Source organism: Eubacterium sp. MSJ-33, assembly GCF_022174665.1.
In the GTDB taxonomy this organism is placed as follows: Bacteria; Bacillota; Clostridia; order Lachnospirales; family Lachnospiraceae; genus Coprococcus_C.
On the sequence record NZ_CP076562.1, the window covers coordinates 1592019 to 1613919 of the forward strand.

The 21901-nt window shown below is 41.5% G+C and carries 18 protein-coding genes; 1 reads left to right on the forward strand and 17 read right to left on the reverse strand.

From position 1 onward, the window contains the following. Window positions 1-78: 78 nt before the first annotated feature. The 14 genes from KP625_RS07515 to KP625_RS07580 all read right to left on the reverse strand — a co-directional run bounded on the left by KP625_RS07515 (window position 79) and on the right by KP625_RS07580 (window position 18094). Entirely contained in the window at window positions 79-2169 is a 2091-nt protein-coding gene (locus KP625_RS07515; RefSeq protein WP_238297031.1) for an efflux RND transporter permease subunit, read from the reverse strand. A gap of 219 nt (window positions 2170-2388) precedes the next feature. Continuing rightward, window positions 2389-2961, reverse strand: coding sequence for a TetR/AcrR family transcriptional regulator C-terminal domain-containing protein (locus KP625_RS07520; RefSeq protein WP_177971108.1), 573 nt, complete (start codon window positions 2959-2961; stop codon window positions 2389-2391). Between the two features lie 65 nt (window positions 2962-3026). Beyond that, on the reverse strand, window positions 3027-4673 hold the full coding sequence (gene cls / locus KP625_RS07525) for a cardiolipin synthase (protein ID WP_238297032.1): 1647 nt from the start codon (window positions 4671-4673) through the stop codon (window positions 3027-3029). Window positions 4674-4757: 84 nt separating this feature from the next. Continuing rightward, entirely contained in the window at window positions 4758-5621 is an 864-nt protein-coding gene (locus KP625_RS07530; protein WP_238297034.1) for a class I SAM-dependent methyltransferase, read from the reverse strand. A 172-nt stretch (window positions 5622-5793) separates the two neighbouring features. Beyond that, window positions 5794-7152, reverse strand: coding sequence for a citrate/2-methylcitrate synthase (locus tag KP625_RS07535; RefSeq protein WP_238297036.1), 1359 nt, complete (start codon window positions 7150-7152; stop codon window positions 5794-5796). Window positions 7153-7168: 16 nt separating this feature from the next. Further along, window positions 7169-9577 (reverse strand): serine/threonine protein kinase, encoded by a 2409-nt coding sequence (locus KP625_RS07540; protein WP_238297038.1) that lies wholly within the window; start codon window positions 9575-9577, stop codon window positions 7169-7171. Between the two features lie 147 nt (window positions 9578-9724). Beyond that, window positions 9725-10315, reverse strand: a complete 591-nt coding sequence (locus tag KP625_RS07545; protein WP_238297040.1) for a metallophosphoesterase family protein — start codon at window positions 10313-10315, stop codon at window positions 9725-9727. A gap of 5 nt (window positions 10316-10320) precedes the next feature. Beyond that, the gene (locus KP625_RS07550; RefSeq protein WP_238297042.1) at window positions 10321-12474 is read right to left on the reverse strand and encodes a BMP family ABC transporter substrate-binding protein; all 2154 of its coding nucleotides are present in this window, start codon (window positions 12472-12474) and stop codon (window positions 10321-10323) included. Between the two features lie 190 nt (window positions 12475-12664). Beyond that, window positions 12665-12802, reverse strand: a complete 138-nt coding sequence (locus KP625_RS07555) for a hypothetical protein (protein WP_238297044.1) — start codon at window positions 12800-12802, stop codon at window positions 12665-12667. A 431-nt stretch (window positions 12803-13233) separates the two neighbouring features. Beyond that, a complete protein-coding gene (locus KP625_RS07560) occupies window positions 13234-13830 on the reverse strand; it encodes a DUF4062 domain-containing protein (RefSeq protein ID WP_238297046.1) in 597 nt (198 codons plus the stop codon). Window positions 13831-13843: 13 nt separating this feature from the next. Next, the gene (locus KP625_RS07565; protein ID WP_238297047.1) at window positions 13844-15337 is read right to left on the reverse strand and encodes a toll/interleukin-1 receptor domain-containing protein; all 1494 of its coding nucleotides are present in this window, start codon (window positions 15335-15337) and stop codon (window positions 13844-13846) included. Between the two features lie 32 nt (window positions 15338-15369). Further along, complete coding sequence (locus KP625_RS07570; protein ID WP_238297048.1) at window positions 15370-16071, reverse strand: hypothetical protein; 702 nt, start codon at window positions 16069-16071, stop codon at window positions 15370-15372. 17 nt (window positions 16072-16088) lie between these two features. Then, window positions 16089-17333 carry an SPFH domain-containing protein gene (locus KP625_RS07575; RefSeq protein ID WP_238297049.1) on the reverse strand — a complete coding sequence of 415 codons (1245 nt, stop codon included), beginning with the start codon at window positions 17331-17333 and terminating at the stop codon, window positions 16089-16091. A gap of 137 nt (window positions 17334-17470) precedes the next feature. Beyond that, complete coding sequence (locus KP625_RS07580; RefSeq protein ID WP_238297050.1) at window positions 17471-18094, reverse strand: recombinase family protein; 624 nt, start codon at window positions 18092-18094, stop codon at window positions 17471-17473. Between the two features lie 161 nt (window positions 18095-18255). Between KP625_RS07580 and KP625_RS07585 the strand changes: the two genes are divergently transcribed. Next, window positions 18256-18498: a helix-turn-helix domain-containing protein gene (locus tag KP625_RS07585; protein WP_238297051.1), complete on the forward strand. Its 243-nt coding sequence runs from the start codon at window positions 18256-18258 to the stop codon at window positions 18496-18498. A gap of 114 nt (window positions 18499-18612) precedes the next feature. Here the strand turns inward: KP625_RS07585 and gdhA are convergent, their stop codons facing one another. The 3 genes from gdhA to KP625_RS07600 form a co-directional block, all read right to left on the reverse strand. Next, the gene (gene gdhA / locus KP625_RS07590; protein WP_238297052.1) at window positions 18613-19974 is read right to left on the reverse strand and encodes an NADP-specific glutamate dehydrogenase; all 1362 of its coding nucleotides are present in this window, start codon (window positions 19972-19974) and stop codon (window positions 18613-18615) included. Window positions 19975-20118: 144 nt separating this feature from the next. Beyond that, the gene (locus tag KP625_RS07595; RefSeq protein WP_370641440.1) at window positions 20119-20622 is read right to left on the reverse strand and encodes an Lrp/AsnC family transcriptional regulator; all 504 of its coding nucleotides are present in this window, start codon (window positions 20620-20622) and stop codon (window positions 20119-20121) included. 260 nt (window positions 20623-20882) lie between these two features. Next, window positions 20883-21704: an N-acetylmuramoyl-L-alanine amidase gene (locus tag KP625_RS07600; RefSeq protein ID WP_238297055.1), complete on the reverse strand. Its 822-nt coding sequence runs from the start codon at window positions 21702-21704 to the stop codon at window positions 20883-20885. Window positions 21705-21901 lie beyond the last annotated feature (197 nt).

Here is a 21901-nt window from a genome sequence, read left to right on the forward strand (position 1 = left end):
TCCTTCCTATATTCCATCCTTTTCCAACATGGTTGATTACGTCCATTTCCAACTGCACCCGATCTTTTTCAAAATATCTTACTGCTCTGCCTGCTTTTCCTTATTGATAAATCCAGCACTTGTATGAATGATCACCTTATCAAAGATCATGAACATGGTTGGAAGTAAGAGAATAACAACTACCATACTGATCAATGCGCCACGTGCCATCAGTGTACACAGGGAGCTGATCATATCAATGTTTGAATACATACCAACACCGAATGTTGCGGCGAAGAAGCTGAGTGCACTAACAATGATGGACTGTACAGAGCCCTTCATTCCTTCGATGACCGCTTCTTTCTTTGCAAGGCCGTTATGTCTTGCACGCTTATATTTGTTCGTCATCAGGATCGCATAATCGACCGTCGCACCAAGCTGGATCGTACCGATTACGATAGAAGCGATAAACGGAATCGCCGTCTTCGTGTAGGTAGGAATACCCATGTTGATGAAGATTGCGAACTCGATAACAGCGACCAGAATGATTGGAAGTGATATCGACTTAAATACAAATGCAATAATTACGAAGATAACACCGATGGATACGGCACTTACCATCTTGAAATCCTCGTCTGTGATCTCAATCAGATCCTTCGTACATGGTGCTTCACCGATCAGCATACCATTTTCATCACAATCCTTGACCATCTGCTTCAAGGTATCGCACTGCTCATTTACTTCATCCGAAGCCACCTTGTATTCCGACATGATCAAAAGCATCTTGTATTTTCCACTCTCGAACACTTCGCGGATCTGATCCGGAAGCATATCCTTCGGAATCGTAGAGCCGACGATGCTGTCAAGACCAAGCACTGCCTTAACGCCATCTACCTTCTCCATTTCCTTTGTCATCTTTACAACATCCTTTGTCGATGTGTTCGCATCCAGAAGCACCATGTGGGTTGCACCCATGTGATACTGCTCTTCCAGTTTGTTGTTCGCCGTGATACTCTCCAGACTCTCCGGAAGTGTACCTGCCAGGTCATAATATACGGTGTTGTGTGTGTAACCGTAAACAGCAGGTCCGATCAGCACGAAGAACAAAATCAGGAATATGTAAAAATGCTGTGTTACCCATTTTGAAATACCGGACAGATCCGGAAGGATAACCTTATGTTTTGTCTTCTCGATTGCATTGTCAAATATCAAAATCATAGATGGAAGAACCGTTACACAACAGATTACGCCAAACACAACACCTTTTGCCATAACAACACCTAAGTCCATACCAAGTGTGAAGCTCATGAAGCACAGAGCGATGAATCCTGCCACCGTTGTGATGGAACTGCCGACAACCGAAGATATCGTGTTTGAGATTGCATGTGCCATCGCACGCCCCTTCTCACCCGGATATACCTGCTGTTTCTCTTCGTAGCTGTGCCACAGGAAGATGGAGTAATCCATCGTAACACCGAGCTGCAAGACTGCTGCCAACGCCTGTGTGACATAGGAGATTTCTCCCTTGAACACGTTGGTACCTAAGTTATATACGATCGCCATACCGATACTAAGCAGGAAGAATACAGGGATGATCGCCGAGTCCATTGCAAGTGCAAGAACAATCGTTGAAAGGATGACCGCGATCAGTACATAGATTGGTGTCTCCTTATTCGACAGATTCTTCGTATCTGTTACGACCGCAGACATACCGGAGAGGTAACACTGCTTATTCATAACCTTACGTAAGTTCTCGATGGCATCCATCGTCTCATCGGCCGAGATGGAATTCGGATACAGGACAAACAGGATTGTGGAATCCGCATCCTTGTTGATGAACACATCCTTGATGCTGTCCGGAAGCATCTCCACCGGTACTGACAGATCAAGGAAGGAATCATACCATAATACATCCTTTACCCCGTCTACTTTGCACATTTCCTTCCGCATCTTGGAGATGTCTTTGTCGGACATTCCTTCGACGACACACATGGAAAATGCACCGGTTCCAAATTCGTCCACCATAATCTCCTGGCCTTTCATAGTATCAATCTCGTCCGGGAGATAGTTCAAAATATCGTAGTTTACACGGGTATGAAAATATCCGAAGGCTGACGGAATCAGCAAGAGAATACCGATTATCAGAATCAGACTTCTGTGTTTTACTACCCACTTTCCAAATCGAATCACGATTCATCCACCTTTCTTTCTTTTCTTTCTTGATCCTTTTTGTTGCAACCCTATAATAAAAAAGAGATTGAATATATGGAACATTCAATCTCTTTTTAATGTATCGTATCTCTATACAGCCCTATTCCTTTGTATAATTATACCGACATCTGTGCGTTCGTGTATAGCTAATTTATATCTTTTATCTCAAATTCCCTCTTGACAAAAACATATCTTATCTTAAACAAGTTCATTCAATACATCCATCATGGAAGATTTCGTCAAATATTTATAAATCTCCGACAAATCCTTTGGAGCGATCATATAATCCCGTTTGATCCACGCAATTGCCACATAGCACATGGAGTTTGCATAGTATTCAGCGATAATCTGACGGTCAAGCCATGGGTATTTGTGATTCTTGCCCTGTTTCTTCTGATCTATGATATCTAGCAGAAGCTTTGAAACCTCGCTTCGCGCAATGCTTTCAAACGAATTCTGTCCCTCTATGCACACCGCGCGCTCGTAAAAGCTTCGGTCATTCTGTATATTGGAGAACAACAATGTCAGTCCTTCCTGTATCATATCATTCACCAAAAGCGGCTTGATCGGTGTGAGCAGATCGTGCCGGACAATATACTCCAAAAGTGCGTATTTATCCGAAAAATGATTATAGAATGTTGGCCGGATCACGCCCGCCTTATCCGTGATATCCTTAATCGTAATTTTCTCCATCGGCAGTTTGCACAGCAGCTCCTTAAAACTTCTTGCAAGCAGTTCGTCCGTTGTTTCTCTTTTCCCTTTTGACTGCATACTTATCCTTCCTTCTCTGTTTCCTATCCTGTCAACTACCCATAACTATACATTCTCTGCGTCCTCTACAGAAGTGGCGCCACCAATCGCAGCAGGCTCTGTCCGAATAGCTTCGTTTTACTTGTCTTCCGGATCTCCTCCAACGTCACTTCATCACACTTTGCAAGTGTCAGCATATAATCTTCCTTAATTTCATAAATGACACTGCTGTTGAACATCCAGACGCCGCATTCAAAATGCAGATACAGGCTCCGATAGTCAAAATTAATCGTTCCGACCGTTGCCACCTTGTCGTCCACTACGACTGTTTTTGCATGGATAAACCCAGGTGTATACTGGAAAATCCGCACACCAGCCTCAATCAGCTGATAATAATACGACTGGGTTACCAGATAAACAAGTTTCTTATCCGGGATTCCCGGTGTAATGATGCGAACGTCTATCCCGCTTTTTGCCGCAAGTGTCAACGCTGTTACCATCTCATTGTCGATAATCAGATATGGCGTTGTAATATACACATAATGCTTTGCCTTGTTAATCATATTCAGATAGATATTCTCACCGACGATCTCATTGTCCACAGGCGTATCACCATACGGCTGTATATAGCCGTCTGAGAAAAACGCGATATCCTGATGTTTCTCCGGTGAATACGATGAGTAATCATCCTTCTCTCCGGTCAGCATCAACCATGTCTGTAAAAACATCAGTGTCAGGTTCCAGACTGCTTCGCCCTTCAGCATGATACCGGTGTCCTTCCAATGTCCAAACCGCGATTTCTTGTTGATATACTCATCTGCCAGATTAATGCCACCGGTAAATCCAACATAACCATCAATGACTGTGATTTTACGGTGGTCACGGTTGTTCTGCCGCAGGTTGAAGAATGGTCCGATCGGGTTAAATGCCGCAACCCTGATTCCTTTCTCCTTCATATCTTTGATGAACCGGGACGGAATCCACATAGAGCAGCCAAAATCATCATAGATCAAGCGAACATCCACGCCCTCTTTTGCCTTTCGCTCCATAATCTCTAAGATCGTATCCCACATCTCACCCTGTTTGATGATGAAATACTCCATAAATATAAAATGTTTTGCATTGTTTAATTCTTCCACAAGCTTAGCAAAATTATCCTCGCCAAGCGGAAAATATTTCACAACTGTATTCTTATAGACCGGATAACCGGCGGTTTTCGAAATATACGTTGACTGCACGCTTGCACTCTGGCTCAGCTTCCGTATTTCCCGCTGTCTGCTCTTATCACTTGGCATATACTGAAATGTATCGAGATGATTCTTCTGTGCATCCCGGATAAACTTCATACGGGTTCGGTTACCGGCAATTGCGATATACAACACACCACCCAGGATCGGTGTTACCATCATAAGTAAAATCCATGTCAGTTTATATGCAGGATTCTCCGGTTTATTGACGATATACAGCACAACCGTTGCCGAAAGCAGCAGTGCAAGCGTCTTCCAGTAGATCATATAATTCTTGGCAATTCCATACAGAAATACCCAGAAAAAAATCTGCAGGATCAACGTAAATACAACAATGGCAATCTTCGTGATATAGATAGACTTCGATTTGTTCTGCCTTCCATACCGCAACTTGTCGTGCCCATGTTCATGTTCTTCACCATGTATTGGTTTCTGAACAGCCGTCTGCTCTGTTTTCTGTTCAATTGTCTTTTCTGTCTCCTGCAATCTACCTTTTCCTTCTTTCTTTATCTACCCCTACATCGTATATATCAATCCATCATCCAAATAATTGCATTCCTAACTGTCAAACTACTCCACGCTCCATCGCCCTGATGCGCCACAAGGAAGTATCAGCCCTGTTTCTTTCACCGGAAGGCCAATTTCCTGTGACTCCACATGTCCTCCAAATTTCTTTCCTACCTCAGCAGAAATCATATATGTAAGCACCGCCGGAGCCAATCCGGTTGTATACGAATTCACCAGAAAAAACAATGGATCATCCGACAAAAGCTGACTTGCCAGTGCAATAAACGGATGAATCTTCTCCTCCAGCTTCCAGATTTCGCCCTTTGGTCCTCTGCCATACGATGGCGGATCCATAATGATGCCATCATAATGATTGCCACGACGAATTTCCCGCTCCACGAACTTCACACAATCATCGACCAGCCAGCGGATTGGTGCATCCTCAAGTCCCGATGCCACAGCATTTTCCTTGCCCCATGTCACCATGCCCTTCGATGCGTCAACATGTGTAACCTTGGCACCTGCCTTAGCCGCCGCCAACGTGGCTCCACCCGTATAAGCAAACAGATTCAGCACCTTGATCTCTCGATTTGCATTCCGTATCTTCTCACCAAACCAGTCCCAGTTCACCGCCTGTTCCGGAAACAGTCCTGTATGTTTAAATGTAAACGGTTTCAAATGAAATGTCAGATCCTTGTAATTGATACTCCACTGCTTCGGCAGATCAAAAAACTCCCATTCACCACCACCCTTGTTGCTACGGTGATAATGTCCATTCAGCTTCTTCCATGCCGGATTCATCCGCGGAAGATCCCACAACACCTGCGGGTCCGGACGAAGTAAAATATAATCTCCCCATCGCTCCAGTTTTTCTCCTCTTGAACAATCTATAATCTCATATTCTTTCCACTGATCGGCTACCCACATATACTTTTAGTCCCTTTCGTCTATTTTCTTATACATTGCGTCCTGATTTTATACAAGCAATACTAACACACCCATCTTTTCAGTGCAAGAATGAAAGTCCTGTTTTTGGCATGAAATACAGCTAAAAAAAGACAGTTTGCACATTTTGTACATGCAAACTGTCGTAATTTCATTACCAATCACGTTTCTCGATTGGAATATATTCTTTGTGATGACCAACGAATTTGTACGCCGGACGGATAATCTTGCCCTTATTTACCAACTCTTCAATCCGGTGTGCAGACCAGCCGGAGATACGAGAGATTGCAAAGATTGGCGTGAAGATCTCGATTGGAAGCTTCAACATCGTATAAACGAATCCACTGTAGAAATCGACATTCGCGCAAACCGTCTTAAATGTCCGACGATGCTCGCTAATCAACTCCGCTGCGATACGCTCAACTCTGTCATACAATGCAAATTCGTCCTGCAAGCCCTTTTCCTCAGAAAGCTTCTTTGCGTATTTCTTCAAAATTACGGCTCTTGGATCAGACTCACTGTAAACCGCGTGTCCCATACCGTAGATCAGGCCGGAATGATCGAATCCCTTCTTATCAAGCAAGCCCTGTAGATATTCAGAGATTTCATCTTCATTCTCCCAATCCTTGACATGCATCTTCATATCATCAAACATCTGCTGTACCTTGATATTCGCACCACCATGCTTCGGTCCTTTCAGAGAACCAAGAGAGGCAGCGACAGTTGAATACGTATCCGTTCCTGTCGATGTCAATACATGTGTCGTAAAGGTTGAGTTGTTACCTCCGCCATGTTCCGCATGGATAACCAGACAAACATCCAGAACCTTTGCTTCTAACGCCGTGTATTTTCCATCGGTACGAAGCAGACGCAAGATATTCTCCGCAGTTGAAAGCTCTTTCTTCGGTCTGTGGATAACCAAGCTCTTATCGAGATAATAATGTCTGTATGCCTGATAACCATACGCCGCCATAACCGGGAACTGGGCAATCAGCTGCAGACATTGCATCAATACATTTTTGATATCCAGATTGTTTGGATCCGGATCGTAAGTATACAAAGTAAGAACACATTTCTGCAGGACATTCATCATATCGCGGCTCGGTGCCTTCATGATAACATCACGGTTAAAGCTCTCCGGCAACTGGCGAAGCTCACCAAGTACTTCCTTGAAGCAGTCAAGTTGTTCCTGACTTGGAAGATCACCGAACAAAAGCAGATATGTCGTTTCTTCAAAACCATACTGACTGTTACGGAAGCCCTGCACAAGCTGCTGAACTTCATATCCCTGAAAATAAAGTTCTCCAGGAATTGGTACACGATGTCCATCCACAACGCTAAATCCCATAACGTCGGACACCTCTGTAAGTCCGGTCAGTACGCCTCGTCCGTTGGAGTCTCGAAGTCCCCGCTTTACGTTGTACTCTTCGTAGAGATTTAAGTCAATCTTACCGGAGTCATTACAAAAACGTACATATTCATCTAGTATCTGGTCAAATTTCAAATCTGACATAACCTCAACTCCTATCTTATTCGATCTCTTTGCTTGTAGAATAACTGTAGTCAGTTATCTTTCCCGTACTCGGGTCCGCATAAGCACTTATGCTGATATATTGAGTATCTTCGTACTTATATGCATAATATGAAATGAACGATGAATATTCATCTTTTGAGAAATCATCTTCGCCCAAATCCCCATAAACAGATTCAATCTTGTTTCCATCATCAGTCATGGAAATTCCGCCCGGGAATACAGCATTTCCTGTATAATAATTCATATCTACATCAATTCTTGAAATATATGCATGCTCTGGCAAAATAGCATTACCCGTATAATTATTCAACGTGATTCCTATCTTTTCTCCGTCCTTCTCCATATAGGTACTCTCACTGCCTTTTCCACCGATGTAAGCTGATACGGAAGAATCCAGTGTCCAGCCGTCTGCGGCAAACTCAGAAAATGTAACCGGAAGCACATAGTTTTTATCACCGATTGTAATAATACTGTCAAACCGATCTGCGCTTGGCCCATCCGGTGCCACATACTTATCATTGATTGCCGGAGCATCAACACTGATATCCCCTACATTTGTCCCAATATCCGGCAGATTTGAATTCGCAATGCTTATGGAATACAGGTTCATTTCATCTGACACTTCTAAATCCATACCATCTTTGACTTCATCTCCGGCATAATCAATCGCAACATACTGGCTATCATCAATGGAATGTGTTCCCTCATATCGACTCTCCGGAGCACCGAATGCCGTCTTAATATCATTCTCCGTGGAAGTGAACAATTTGATTCCATTTGACAGTTCGATGGAAAAATCATCCTTATGGTCGTCAATTCTTGCATTAAATGAGAATCCGACAACAAAGCAACTGTTTATGTCTGCCTCATTCATTCCCGGGTTCGCTACAACCACCGTTAATTCTGCACGGTCTGTATAACAGGTCAGGTAATCCCAATCACCTGCTGCTACCTTGACAACAGAACTGTCTGTCTGCCATCCCTTTGATTTCCACTCAGAATACGGCAGCGGGAACTGGTAAAGCGTACCGTCAATACTTGCCGTGTAATCACGCCATGTATCAGATAACGCGGTCGGCCAGATATATTCATACGAACCTGTCGCATTCGCTTCTGTCGTTGCTTCCGTTGTACCCTCTGTCGTTACGTCGGTTGCACTGGCGGCTTCCGTTGTATCGGCCGGTGCTTCTGTCGTTGTTTTATCATTTTCTTTTTTCTTTCCGCCGCCTAAGATCAGAACCAATCCAATGATCAATGCCACAACCGCTGCCGTAACGCCGGCAATCAAGCCAATTTTCTTTTTATTGTTCGATGACTCTGCATTATTCTGTCCCGGTGTCAGATGCATCGACTGCATAGACACGGATGTTGAATTATTCCCGGGCGCGGCATATGGATTTGCCTGTGGGACAGCACTCACACTGGCAATCGGTCCACTTCCATATAAATCCGACAACAATTCTCCGATATTCTGATATCGCTCGGTTGCCTTTACCGCCAGTCCTTTGCGGAGAACAGCTTCCGTCCGCTCGGAAACTGTGATTCCTTTTGAAGAAGGATTCACATAGGTATCATCTTCCATACGTTCTACGCCGTTCGGCGGAACCTCACCGGTAAGCATCTTATACATGGTCGCACACAAACTGTAGATATCTGTCCAAGGGCCCTGCTTTCCCTTCGCATAATACTGCTCCGGTGGTGCATATCCATGCTTCAATATAACTGTATATGTTTTATCGGTTTCCGCGGACTGTCCGCGCACCGAACCAAAATCAATCAGCTTGATCTTTCCCTCATTATCTACCATGATATTGTCCGGGCTGATATCCCGGTGAACAAGACCATTTTTATGTACCTCATATAAGGACTCGAAAACCGGTTTCATCAGAGCAAGCACCGTTGCTTCATCCAATGTGCCACCCATACCCTTTAGATAATGTTTAAGATCCACACCATTGATATATTCCATAACAATATAGCCGGTACCATTCTCATAGAAGAAATCCTTCACTGAAACAATGCCCTGCAGCTGATAGAACTTCGAAAGATTTCTCGCTTCTTCCACATAGCGTTTCAAACCTTTGTCGTAGATTTCCTGCTTGTTCTCATTCGTCGTGACCGTCGTTGTCGCCATTGTATCACGATGCGCAAAGCTCTCCGGGAAATATTCCTTAATGGCAATATATGTCTGAAGATTCAGATCCCAGCCGATATAAGTGATTCCAAAACCACCCATACCGATTACACGGCCAATCATGTATTTCCCTTGCAATACTGTAAATGGTCGCAAACAATTTGTCTTTTCTTCATATCCGTTCACGTCAAATCCGCAGTACGGACATGTATCTTCCCCCTGTCCAAGGGCCTGCATACAATTCGGACATTTGTCGTATCTATTCTGCATGGCTTACCTCTCTCATTCTCACCCATAAATATCCGGTCTACCCTCTGTCAGTGCCGATTATTTTACATATACCTGCTAATTATAGCAAATTTCATAGGTTGCTACAAGTTTTTTGTCATAAATGCTTTATCCGGACAAAGTTATGTGTCAGATTTCAATCAGATATTTCTCAAATGCATTCACAACCTTGGTGTTCTTATACTCACAAATCCGTTTAAAATCTCTTCCATAATTAATATGCACGTGTCCATGTGCAAACAGCATCGGCTCATACTCATCTAGAATCTGATAGAATGCCTGAAATCCGGTATGTGGCAAATCAGTACTGTCGTTTAACTCAAATGCCGGAGAATGTGTAATCAGAATATCAAGTCCCCCTGCCTTCTTAATCTTCTTTCGAAGTTTGCGCACACGTTTCTTCATCTCATTCTCAGTAAACTGATAGTTCCCGAAATTATAACACATGCTTCCGCCAAGTCCCGCAATCCGGATACCATTGTACACATATACATCATCGTCGATACAGATACATCCATCCGGCGGTGTTTCATCATAACAGGAATCATGGTTCCCATGCACATACAGAATCGGCACTTTCGCAAATGTCGCTATAAAAGACAGGAACTGTGGAGCCAGATCTCCGCAGGAAATAATCAGATCAATTCCCTCTAATTTACTTTTCTCAAAATAATCCCAATAATATCTGGACTCTTCGTCTGCGAGTAACAAAATCTTCATTTATCCTAGCCCTCGTCCTTTACCTCTTTTTGTTTCATTTCCGGATTTGTCTCATCCTTACCATCATTCTGCCCTATATCCGGTTTCGTGTCGTTTTCACCGTTATCCTGCCCGGCATCCGGTTTTATGTCGTTTTCACCGTTATTCTGCACGGCATCCGGTTTTGTATCGCTCTTACCGTTATCCTGCACGGCATCCGGTTTTGTATCGTCCTTACCGTTATCCTGCACGGCATCCGGTTTTGTATCGTCCTTGACACCCTTCTGCTCGACGATGGATTTCGCCTCATCCTTCATATCTTTGATGTCCGGAATCTCCCCCTCTACGTTATCCACCAGCCAGTTCATCAGCATGATTTCTTCCGGCGTCATAATCTCCTCATCTTCATTCTTAATCGTGTTGTCCTGTGCACGAAGCACGCCATAAAACGGATGGAAGCTGTTCTCGCGGATTAGTTTGCCGATGATTCCGACTAACTGTTTCGTACCCTCCGGTACCTTGTTCGAACAGATGATATCAACAACTTCTGCGGAAAGTCCCCACCAATAGTTGACCGCCTTACCTTCGTTCGAATCATCCTGTTTGATCGCGCCATTTACCACGCTCTCAATCAGTTTCGCATAAAATTCGCCCCACTGATATAGCGGGAATGCCAGGTTCACCGTTTCCTCCCCTTCGAGCTTATACAATCCATACCGGCGGTTGTTGGAATTCGGCTTGATCATAACCTGATCGGAGATATATTCGATTCCATTTTCCTCAAACTCGCGTAATACATTTTCACGCGTATTGCCTTTCACAGTCGTCCATTCGAGATAGACCTTTGCATATGGGTTCACCATGCGTGCACCGAGTGCAAACGCATTGATATTCGCAGTCATACCGACAATCGGATAATCCGCCACATAACCAATCTTTCCACTTTTTGACATCGCACCTGCGATCATGCCTGCAAGGAATTTCACCTCGTAAAGTCTGGCATAATATGTGCTGATAACCTTATGCGATGTATTCAGTGAGCAGTTCATAATCGTGACTTCCGGGTGATTGACTGCAACCTTCACGCTCGCACTGATGAGCTGTGGTGTCGTTGTGAAGATGATTGACACACCCATCGCGATCAGATCCTCCATCGCCGATATCGCTTCTTCCTCGGATGCAATATTGTGCACCTTCAGTGTCTTGATCGTATCCGGATAATGTTCATCTAAGTATAATCGTCCAAGCTCGTGTCCATACAGCCACTCGGATTCCTGTGGGTCCTTGTTGAACACGAACGCTACCATCACCTTCTTCGGTGTCGAGCTTCGGAAATAGTCCATCAGCTTCTTGCGTCCAAGCTTCGTCGGCTCCATATGAAGCTCCACTTCCCTGCCTTTGGACTCGATCAGGAACTCATCCCACAGAAGCTTGATCTTCTCCTTCATCTCCGCTTCGGTCATCTTCTTCACGGCTTCATATCCATAGATATCAATAAAGATCAACAATGTATCACTGTTTGTAAGCGGCAGCTTATCTCCGCCAAGTGCCTTAAATGACACACAGAAGCGATGATTTGCAGATCCGAAATCTATCTTCTGCTCATCTGTCCACTCCGCATCCGGATCCGGGCTGGTCAGCTCCAACAGACGGCGGAAACACCCCTCCTGTGAAAACCAGATATAGTTAATCTCCGTCAGCTTGTAAAAATCCATGAATTCATAATAGATCTTCACCTGCAGATCATCCGTCTTCTTCGGAATCTTTCTGGTTACCTGTGCCGGGATTGTGACCGCATCAAAATATTTCATCACGGATACACGCTTATTTCCCTCTACGACATAGAATTTATTCATATATTCGTAAACCTTGATTGGATCACGAATTCCCTCTTCAATCTGGCTGTCACACAGTGCCGACCATTTGGCACCAAACTCTGTCTTATAATCAAGCAGCGGCATGAAGTTGTTCGCAAATGCGTATGTTCTTCCGACATTGCTTGTTCCAACGATACGGTCAAGTGGAATCTGAACGATACCAAGTGACATCTCGCCCACGATATCAACATCCTCCAAAATCTCATCCAATACCGGAAGATATTCATTTTCTCCCTTGGATACTGCATTTCGAAATGCTTTCAGTCCTAATTTCTGTGCTTTTTCGTATTCTACATATGACATAATCGATTCACCTCGTCTCTCATATTGCAACGTAATTGTTTTCGTCTCTTAAGTCTTTGTTTGCATACTCGGTTATTATTATATGCGGTTTCTGCATATTATACAAGAGATTTTCCCCTGACAGCGGGGGATTGTGGTTGATGTGACGCTTGCTGTGGGGGTGATGGTTCTGTTTCGGGACCGCTTCCGCTTAGTTGCTCCGAGCAGCGGTACTAAATTCGCGCACGCGCTCATTAAGTACCGGCTGTCGCAAATGTCCCTGCACAGAATCCATCATCCCCACAGAAAGCTGTACATAATGCACGAAAAGTCCCGCTGTCCCCGCCACACCCGAAGCCAATTGGGGCTTTGTGGCTGTTTTTCCAACTTTTCCCCCAATCTGCTTGCTTCCCTTTAGCTTCCGGTTGGGGGATTTTCCCGGTTTTACAGCTTTTCCCCCAACCCGCTTGCTTCCCTTTAGCTTCCGATTGGGGGATTTTCCCGGTTTTACAACTTTTCCCCCAACCTACTTGCTTCCCTTTAGCTTCCGATTGGGGGATTTTCCCGGTTTTACAGCTTTTCCCCCAATTTACTTCTATCAAAAGGAAACGCCCAGTTATAAACCGGGCATTTTTCTAATGTGAACTGATTATTTTCTTTGAAAAATCTATACTTAATATCCAATAAATTCATCACTTTTAATTCTGGCTGTACACCAAGATCATAAAATATTTAATTTCTCTAATTTCCTCAGAAATGTAACAATTTCTAAGCTATAAATCAGTTCGTAAAACATTCATTTATCTTATTTATATCTATACAATTACCACTCTTTATCATTTCAAGCAATTTCTTCTTGGTATTATCAAAATAATTTGCTCTTATCCAGCCACCTCCAATATTGGTACGTATACAGTTTCCCACCGAAACCGAAACTTTACTTTTCAAATCATTTGAATCTTCATAATAGTCAACAAGCAATCCGTCATCTTCAACTTTGTTTCTAAATCTATGCAATTTACGTTTTTTTGAATCTGAAGTTTCAGACTTTGAAACAATTAACATATCTGGATTTTTTAACATAAACACCAATATCGGTTTCATTTTTTTAACAGCATAATTATATTCTTTTTCTGTAAATCCTATTCCTTCTTCCTTATCTTCTGTTCCATACTTACCTGCAATAATCAATATAAAATAATCACTATCATCTATCATTCTTCTTATATATTCCCATTGTGAAACAGGTGCTGCAGGGAATTGTTCCATTGAAACTGGAATGCATCCCATTTTTAACAATATTTCTGATACAGCACTTCGTTCCTCTTTTAAATCTAAATATGTAGAACTAATAAATACCTGATATTTTCTATCCATTTGCATCTCCTCTTTATTGTACTGTAATAGTTTTTGCTTTAACACATTCTCCTGTGTTTACAACATATACAGAAATAGAATATGAACCCTTTGGCAAATCAATCATCTCCCTTGTATCGTTATTTATCCAATTAAAGTAAGCACCTACCTCGTTTCTATAAGACCCATTTTCCGGAGCATTCGCTTCTTCTGTTATTACTGTTCCAGTAGAGCCATCTGGATACACACACTCCGCTTTAAATTGAATCGATTCATCGACAGGTCCATCAATAATCGTACAATGTATATATATTGGATGAATTCCTCCTTGCATTGAAGACATATCTTCTGTACTTTTTTCCGAATCATTTATAGCTATCTCATATTCCCACTCCTTCGGCGCCTCCGTCGTCGCTTCTGTTGTCGCCTCTGTTGTTGCTTCCGTCAGATAATTATTTACAACTGTCTCGCTCTTATTATTTTTTATCATCTCAATAAGTGCCCTTACTCCAAAAACAAGAGCGACCGCAACTGCAACTCCTGCAACGCTTATAATTATAGTATTCCGTATTGTTCGTTTTTTATTTTCCTGTTTGATTACATCGCGTATATCTTCTGCCGATGTCGGAACTGATGATCCCTTCGGAATAATCTTACCTACGCCGCGCACAATATCCTGATATGATCCCACTTTTCCAAGATTCTGTGCTTGAAGTCCATTGAATTCCTTGGGCAGATCATATGCATCCATGTCCTTATAACATGGAATTAACACTTTCTCTTTATCTCTTTTGATAATATCAAGGAAACGGCTCCACTCATTTCGTACCCATACCGCGTTATAATATTCTTCCTTCGTTCCTACGACCAGCATAACCTTCGCAGAATTCAACGCAGCAAAGATATATGGTTCAAATTCCTTCCCCAGTTTATCCTCCAATGATATTTTTGCATAGAATACACGATATTTCTTTTTCGTTAGTTCTTCATACAAGACTTCTGCCAACACACTATCCTCTGTGCGTTCGCCGTTTTCGTCCGATTCTTTGTAACATATAAACACATCATATGGTTTTTCTTTATTAGATATATTAATGATTTTTTCGCGTATTGCATCAATTACCTTTACTTCCTCATAGTAAATATCTTTTGCTTCTTTGTCACACTTGGTTACCACTTTCAAAAAATCATCATCGTCATAAATACTTTTATGTGAGATTCTATGACAAGTCGGTATTTTCTTCCCAGTTTTAGGATCATCCACGTATTCAATACCATATCGAGATAAAATTAATCCCCAATATGCTTCTGCCTCGTCTGGATATTCCGATATAATATTCTCATATACCGCCTGCGCCTGATCAAATTCGCAATCAAAACGCAATTTATTTGCTCTTTCAAATAACACCAGTTTTTTGTCATTTTCAATTCCCGGTACAGTCTGCTGTGTTCCACAAAACTCACATACACATATGCGCGCTCCATCTTGTATTTCAAGATTACCACCACACATTTTACATTTCATCATAACCGACATTGTTCATTCTCCTTCTCATTCGTTTATTTTAATAACATACATTTTTTATTTCTTTCTTCGACTCTCTGTATTATCTCCGTTGTTAATTCACTGATCTGACTTTCATCATCTGCCACAACCGCCTCATTTAATTTTTCTATTAATATTCGGATTTGATTTTCCACATCTGTTAGTAATTCATTCGATTTTGGATCTGAATATCTTATTTTCTCATATACCGTATTAAGTTTCTTCTTTGTATCCTGTGATTTTGTTTTGTTTAAGATTCCTTCTATTTCTGCTACCATCAATTTCCATTCAAATGTACTTTTAGCGACATTTTCATCAAATTTTTGTATCAAATCTGATGCAACGCTTGCCTTTTGAATAGCAATAACCTGAAATGCCAAAATAATCAGACAGACAACATAACCCATCCAATAAGGAACGTTAGGAATTACCATTGCGGCTATTCCAAACACAAACATCAATACCATTGTCACATAGCCCAATTTCAGCATTGGTAACTTATGAAACAATTTAGGAGCGTTATCTACACTTAAAGAATTCCATGTACAAACAAGTTGAACTAACATTCCAACCATCACAAATAAATACCCTGCCCAAAATGCTCCGGTAAATTTAACATATCCTTTAACCTCTGACGGCGTTACAAATGAAATAAGATTAAAAACAGCTACCAATATTCCCCAACAAAAAATATATTTTTTTCGATTATCATTCATTTTTCTTCCTCCGTATTTTATAGCTTTTCTCCACATTCCAAGCAGAATTTAGCTCCCACAGGCACATTACTTCCACATTTTGCACATTTAATTTCCAATGGTGCCCCGCATTCCATGCAAAACTTTCCTTGCGCTGTTTTCTTATTACAAGTTGGACATATTATTTCATTTACATTTTGTATCTCGACCTTTTGTCCACATTCTAAACAGAATTTAGCATTTGCTGGTATTGCAGCTCCACATTGTTTACACACCGTTACATCTTGGTTATCTTTTATTGATGTATGAATCGCTGAATTCATCGCACTTGTTACCATTCCTCCAACGGTTCCTCCAACTCCTACCATCGTTCCTAAGCCTATACCAAGATTTGAAAATTGACCAATTGCTTCATTTTCAGCAGCAACATTTGCCACATCAAATCCACGTTCCTGCTGATATGTGTATCCTTCTTGTGTCCGCTTAGTAGCAATCGCTTCGGATTCAAGAATTGTCTTTTTCGCCTCTGTTTCAGCCGTTATCATTTCCAACTGCTGTTTCAGTTTTGCTTCTGTAATATCCGCATACTGTCTAAAATATAAATCCTTAAACCGTCTATATTCTTTATTATCTTCCGGTTTTGCAACCGTTGTTACAAAAAAACGTTCTAACGCTACTCCATAATCATCAAAATCCGGATACAACGCCTCCTTTAACGCATTGGAAAATGTTTCAAGATGTTCATCTATTTCAAAAATGCTGACTGAATTTTCGCGCATAAAATGTGCGATATATGTCTTTATCTTTGTCATGAGAAATGATCTGAAATACATCGCTATTTTTTGTTGTGTAAGAACACTTTCTGTCCCAACTATCTTTATTAAAAGTTTTCTTCCATCTGACACTCGTAAATTCATTGTTCCACTTGCACCTATTGAAATAGGAAAATGATACGTCGGCTCCATATATTCAACTCTGGTGTCTGTTCCCCACTTAATAGCCATCTGCTCTGTCTTATTTATAAAATAGACCTCACAATGAAATGGCGTATCGTCTTTGGTCATCCGGTTAAATACTTTTCCTATTTTAGGGATATTTTGTGTTTCTAATGTATACCTACCCGGTCCAAACTGATCCAACGCCTGACCATTCATAAAAAAGATTGCTTCTTGGGATTCATGAACTATCAATTGTGTTAAAGAATTAAAATCTTCGCAAGGATGTTTCCAGATAAAAACATCATTATCTCCCTCATATTTTATTACATCATATATTTTTGCCACTATGCTTCCTCCCTTGTAACGCCTTCATACTGTTTCACAAAGTAGACTTTTTGAAACAACTCATATATAATAAAAAAAGCTCTATAAATCTTTGATTTACGAGCTTATTTCATAACCAATTATGTGTTTCACATTGTCTACCTTTTGCAACATTTTTCCATATCATTCTGCATTTCCTTACATCTTCTATAAAATGTTGATGAACTGATTCCTAACTCACTGGCTGCCTGCCTGATTGTGATTTCTCCTTGCTGCCATAGCCTGATAAATTCCTCAAGCCTTTCTTCCGGCAATTCAATTTTTGAAATGCCAAACTTCACACCTCTGGCTTTTGCCGCCACAATACCTTCTGCTTGTCTCTGCTTAATAAATGAACGTTCCGTTTCCGCAACATAAGCAAGTATCTGCAAAACCAAATCTGAGATAAAGACGCCTGTAAGCCCATCTCTTTCATAATTTGTGTTGAGTAGCGGCATATCAATTACTTCAATATCTACACGTTTTTCTTTTGTAAGCATCCTCCATTGTTCCAATATCTCATCATAATTTCTTCCCAATCGGTCAATACTCATAATCACAACGATGTCACCAGTCCTAAGCTTTGAAACCATCTTTTTATAATTTGGTCTCTTAAAATCTTTTCCCGACATTTTATCAATATAAATGTACTTGGACTCCAGACCTAATTCTGAAAATGCATCGAGTTGTCGATTTAGATTTTGATCCTTTGAGGATACACGCACATAGCCATATCTTTTCATGCAAAACCTCCTTTATATCTTCAACTCCAAATATAAAGCAGGCAATGTAAACACAGAAATAAATTATAAATACTTTTTCTTTATTACGCAAGTGCGTATACGCGTATGCGTGTAAATTTATAAACTTATACTATCTTTTATGAAATATAGGAGTATATAAAATGACTGTTAAAGATGCTGTTGTATTAAGATTCAAAGACATTTGCAAGGAACGCAATATAAAATATAACGAACTGGCTACCATATCCGGCGTAACGCCATCCACGGTATATAGTATGATGGATGAAAAACGCAGAGATATTTCCATTACAACCATCAAAAAGTTTTGTGATGGTCTTGATATGACATTGCCTGACTTCTTTAATGCTGATATTTTTAATGATTTAGAACAAGAAATAGACTAAATTGTATTGCAAAACCTATTAAGTTTCTGCCCCTTTTTTCAACTTTTCCCAAAAAAAACATAAAAAGGGCTGCCAAACGGCAGCCCTGAAAATTCATATAAAGTTTTCTAAGAATTAGCAAACACCCTGTGCAAGCATAGCGTTTACAACCTTCTCGAAACCAGCAATGTTAGCACCGGCTACATAGTCAGCGTTTCCGCCAACTGTTGCATTGTATCTCTTAGCAGCATCAGAAATGTTAGCGTAGATTGTCTCCATGATTCCCTTAAGCTTTCCATCAACTTCCTCGAATGTCCAAGAAAGTCTCTCAGAGTTCTGGCTCATCTCAAGTGCAGAAGTAGCAACACCACCTGCATTTGCAGCCTTACCACCTACGAAGAGAACACCATTCTCCTGAAGGTACTTTGTAGCTTCCAATGTTGTAGGCATGTTAGCACCCTCTGTTACAGAGATAACGCCGTTTGCTACAAGCATCTTAGCATCGTCAAGGTTCAACTCGTTCTGAGTTGCACATGGAAGAGCAAGGTCACACTTAACAGACCATACACCATGATCATCTGCGTTCTTCTTCTCATGATACTGAGCAGATGGACGAGCTGCAGCGTACTCTGTAAGACGTGCTCTCTTAACTTCCTTAACCTCCTTCAGAAGGTCAACATCGATTCCTTCTGGATCGTAGATCCAACCTGTAGAATCAGAACATGTTACACACTTCGCACCAAGCTGATGTGCCTTCTGGATTGCGTAGATTGCTACGTTACCGGCACCGGATACTGCACAAGTCTTGCCAGCGATGTCGATATCGTGATCCTTCAGAAGTGCACTTGTAAGGTATAATAAACCATATCCTGTAGCTTCTGTACGAGCAAGTGAACCACCATATGTAAGTCCCTTACCTGTAAGAACGCCTTCGAACATTCCACGGATTCTCTTGTACTGACCGAACATGAAACCGATCTCTCTTGCGCCTGTTCCGATATCACCGGCAGGTACATCGACATCAGCACCGATATATTTGCAAAGTTCTGTCATAAAGCTCTGGCAGAATGCCATGATCTCACGGTCTGACTTGCCCTTTGGATCAAAGTCAGAACCACCCTTACCACCACCGATCGGAAGTGTTGTAAGTGAGTTCTTGAATACCTGCTCAAAACCTAAGAACTTGATAATACCAAGGTTTACGGATGGGTGAAGTCTAAGACCACCCTTGTAAGGTCCGATTGCATTGTTGAACTGTACACGGAAACCTCTATTTACCTGAACCTGACCATTGTCATCTACCCATGGAACACGGAACATGAGCTGTCTGTCTGGCTCTGTAATTCTCTCAAGAATTGCATTCTTCTTGTATAATTCCTCGTTCGCATCGATACATGGTCTAAGAGACTCAAGTACTTCTGTTACTGCCTGTAAAAATTCCGGCTGATCTGCATTTTTCTTTCGTACTACCTCGAGTACCTCGTCAACATATGACATAGTAAATTTCCCCCTAGGAATTAAATATTTCGGTATCTTTCAACCGATAGGCACATTATAATACCAAAATAAACAAATGTAAAGAAAAAACTTTAGATTCTTTCGTGAAATTTTTTTTCACTTAAAAATCCTTTGTCTATTCGCCTATTTGTCTGTTTTCTCAGATTCCTGATTTTCTGAAGCTTTAGCATGAGACTCAAAATCTCTGCCATCAACCTTCCAGTACCGGCATCTGTGCTTCACACATGTTGAGAATACGATCTGTGTCTTTGTCTTGCCAAACTTCTGTAACTCGCCTACAAAATGATCAAGCTCTGTTGTTGTTGGGAAACGAACCTCAATCAGCATAGAGAAATCACCTGTCACACAGTTACATTCTACGACATTCAATACACCGTCGATATACTCGTTGAATTCTTCCCGCTGCTCCGGCTGTACCTCCAGATTGATAAATGCCTTGATATAATGACCCATTGCTTCCGGGTTCAGTCTCGTTGTAAATCCTTCCAGTACTCCCTCCTGCAACATACGGTCAATACGTGCGCCAACGGCTGTCGGAGACAGAAATACCTGTTCTGCAATCTCCTTCAGGGATGCTCTTGCATTTCCTTGCAAGATATCTAAGATCTTACCGTCAATCTTATCCAATCGATAATATACCAACTCTCTTTTTTCCATTTTGTAATCCTCCTACTATTCATACATTCGCATTCAGTAACCGAATGTATATCTGAAATTTATCTTTTCGATAAATCTTCACGATGTCTGCGTCTCTTCCGGAAAATACCTTTTCACATCATTCTATTTCCATCTATTCTGACACAGCCAAGATTATTCAAATTATAGCACATATTTATCAACTTGAGAATCCTTTGTGAATTTTTATTTTTGATTTTAATTGTCAAGTATCACACTTTTTTCGTGTATGCAAGACATATCCATCCGGCACCGCTTTTCAATTTCCCCCATTTTTGTCCGGAAATCATTTTTTCTGCCACAATCGTGTACACACCTTTATCCCGGATTACACCTGTAACCGCATGAGCAATGCCTGCATCCTTGCGGATATTCAAACCATTCGCTGTTACCTTCACCATATAACTATTTGCATTTCCTGTCGCCGGTGCAGATGTCTTCGTTTCTGATGTGCCACCGGAGTTAGTTGTTGTATCCTGTCTCACGACCTGATCTGCAATTCCAAGCGTTGCAAGTATTCCACGGGCATATGCTTCTCCGAACTTCCTGCATTCTGCATCTGTATCTGCCTGTGCCGCATCTGCCCTATTATCTACAAATACGCCCTCGCAGATAACCGCTGGACATTTCGTTTTCCGGATAAACCCGAAATAATCCCGTCCATATGAATTTTTCTTCGTCTTTAGTCCACGGCTGTTCTGCCCGATCTTCACAACTTCTTTCTCGATATTCTTCGCAAGCTGTTTACCGGTTCCTCCAATGATACTGTGGAACACCTCAAATCCATCCCCTCCACCGGCATTGTTATGAATATCCAATGCCAGATCCGGTGCATAAGCATTGCATCGTTCAATCCGGGTCATAAGCCCATCGCTTGCATCTCCCGTTCGCGATAGTTTTACTTCCACACCACGTACAGTCAGATATTGATAGCAGGCTGTCGCCATCTTGAGATTCACATTTTTTTCCACAAGATAACCAACAGCCCCAGGATCTGCACCACCGTGTCCTACCCCAATGAATACACGTGCCATACTATTATTCCCTCCAAGTTTTTTATACGATACTTCATTATATTTCTCATTTTTAATCACATTCCAAAATACCCTATTGAAGTATCTAATATTACTATATTCAAAAGAAGAGGACACGGCACGAAACCTTAATGTCAAGAAAGAAAAAGTAACCATCAAAAAAGAGACTACAGCACTTATCTGTTGCAGTCTCTAAA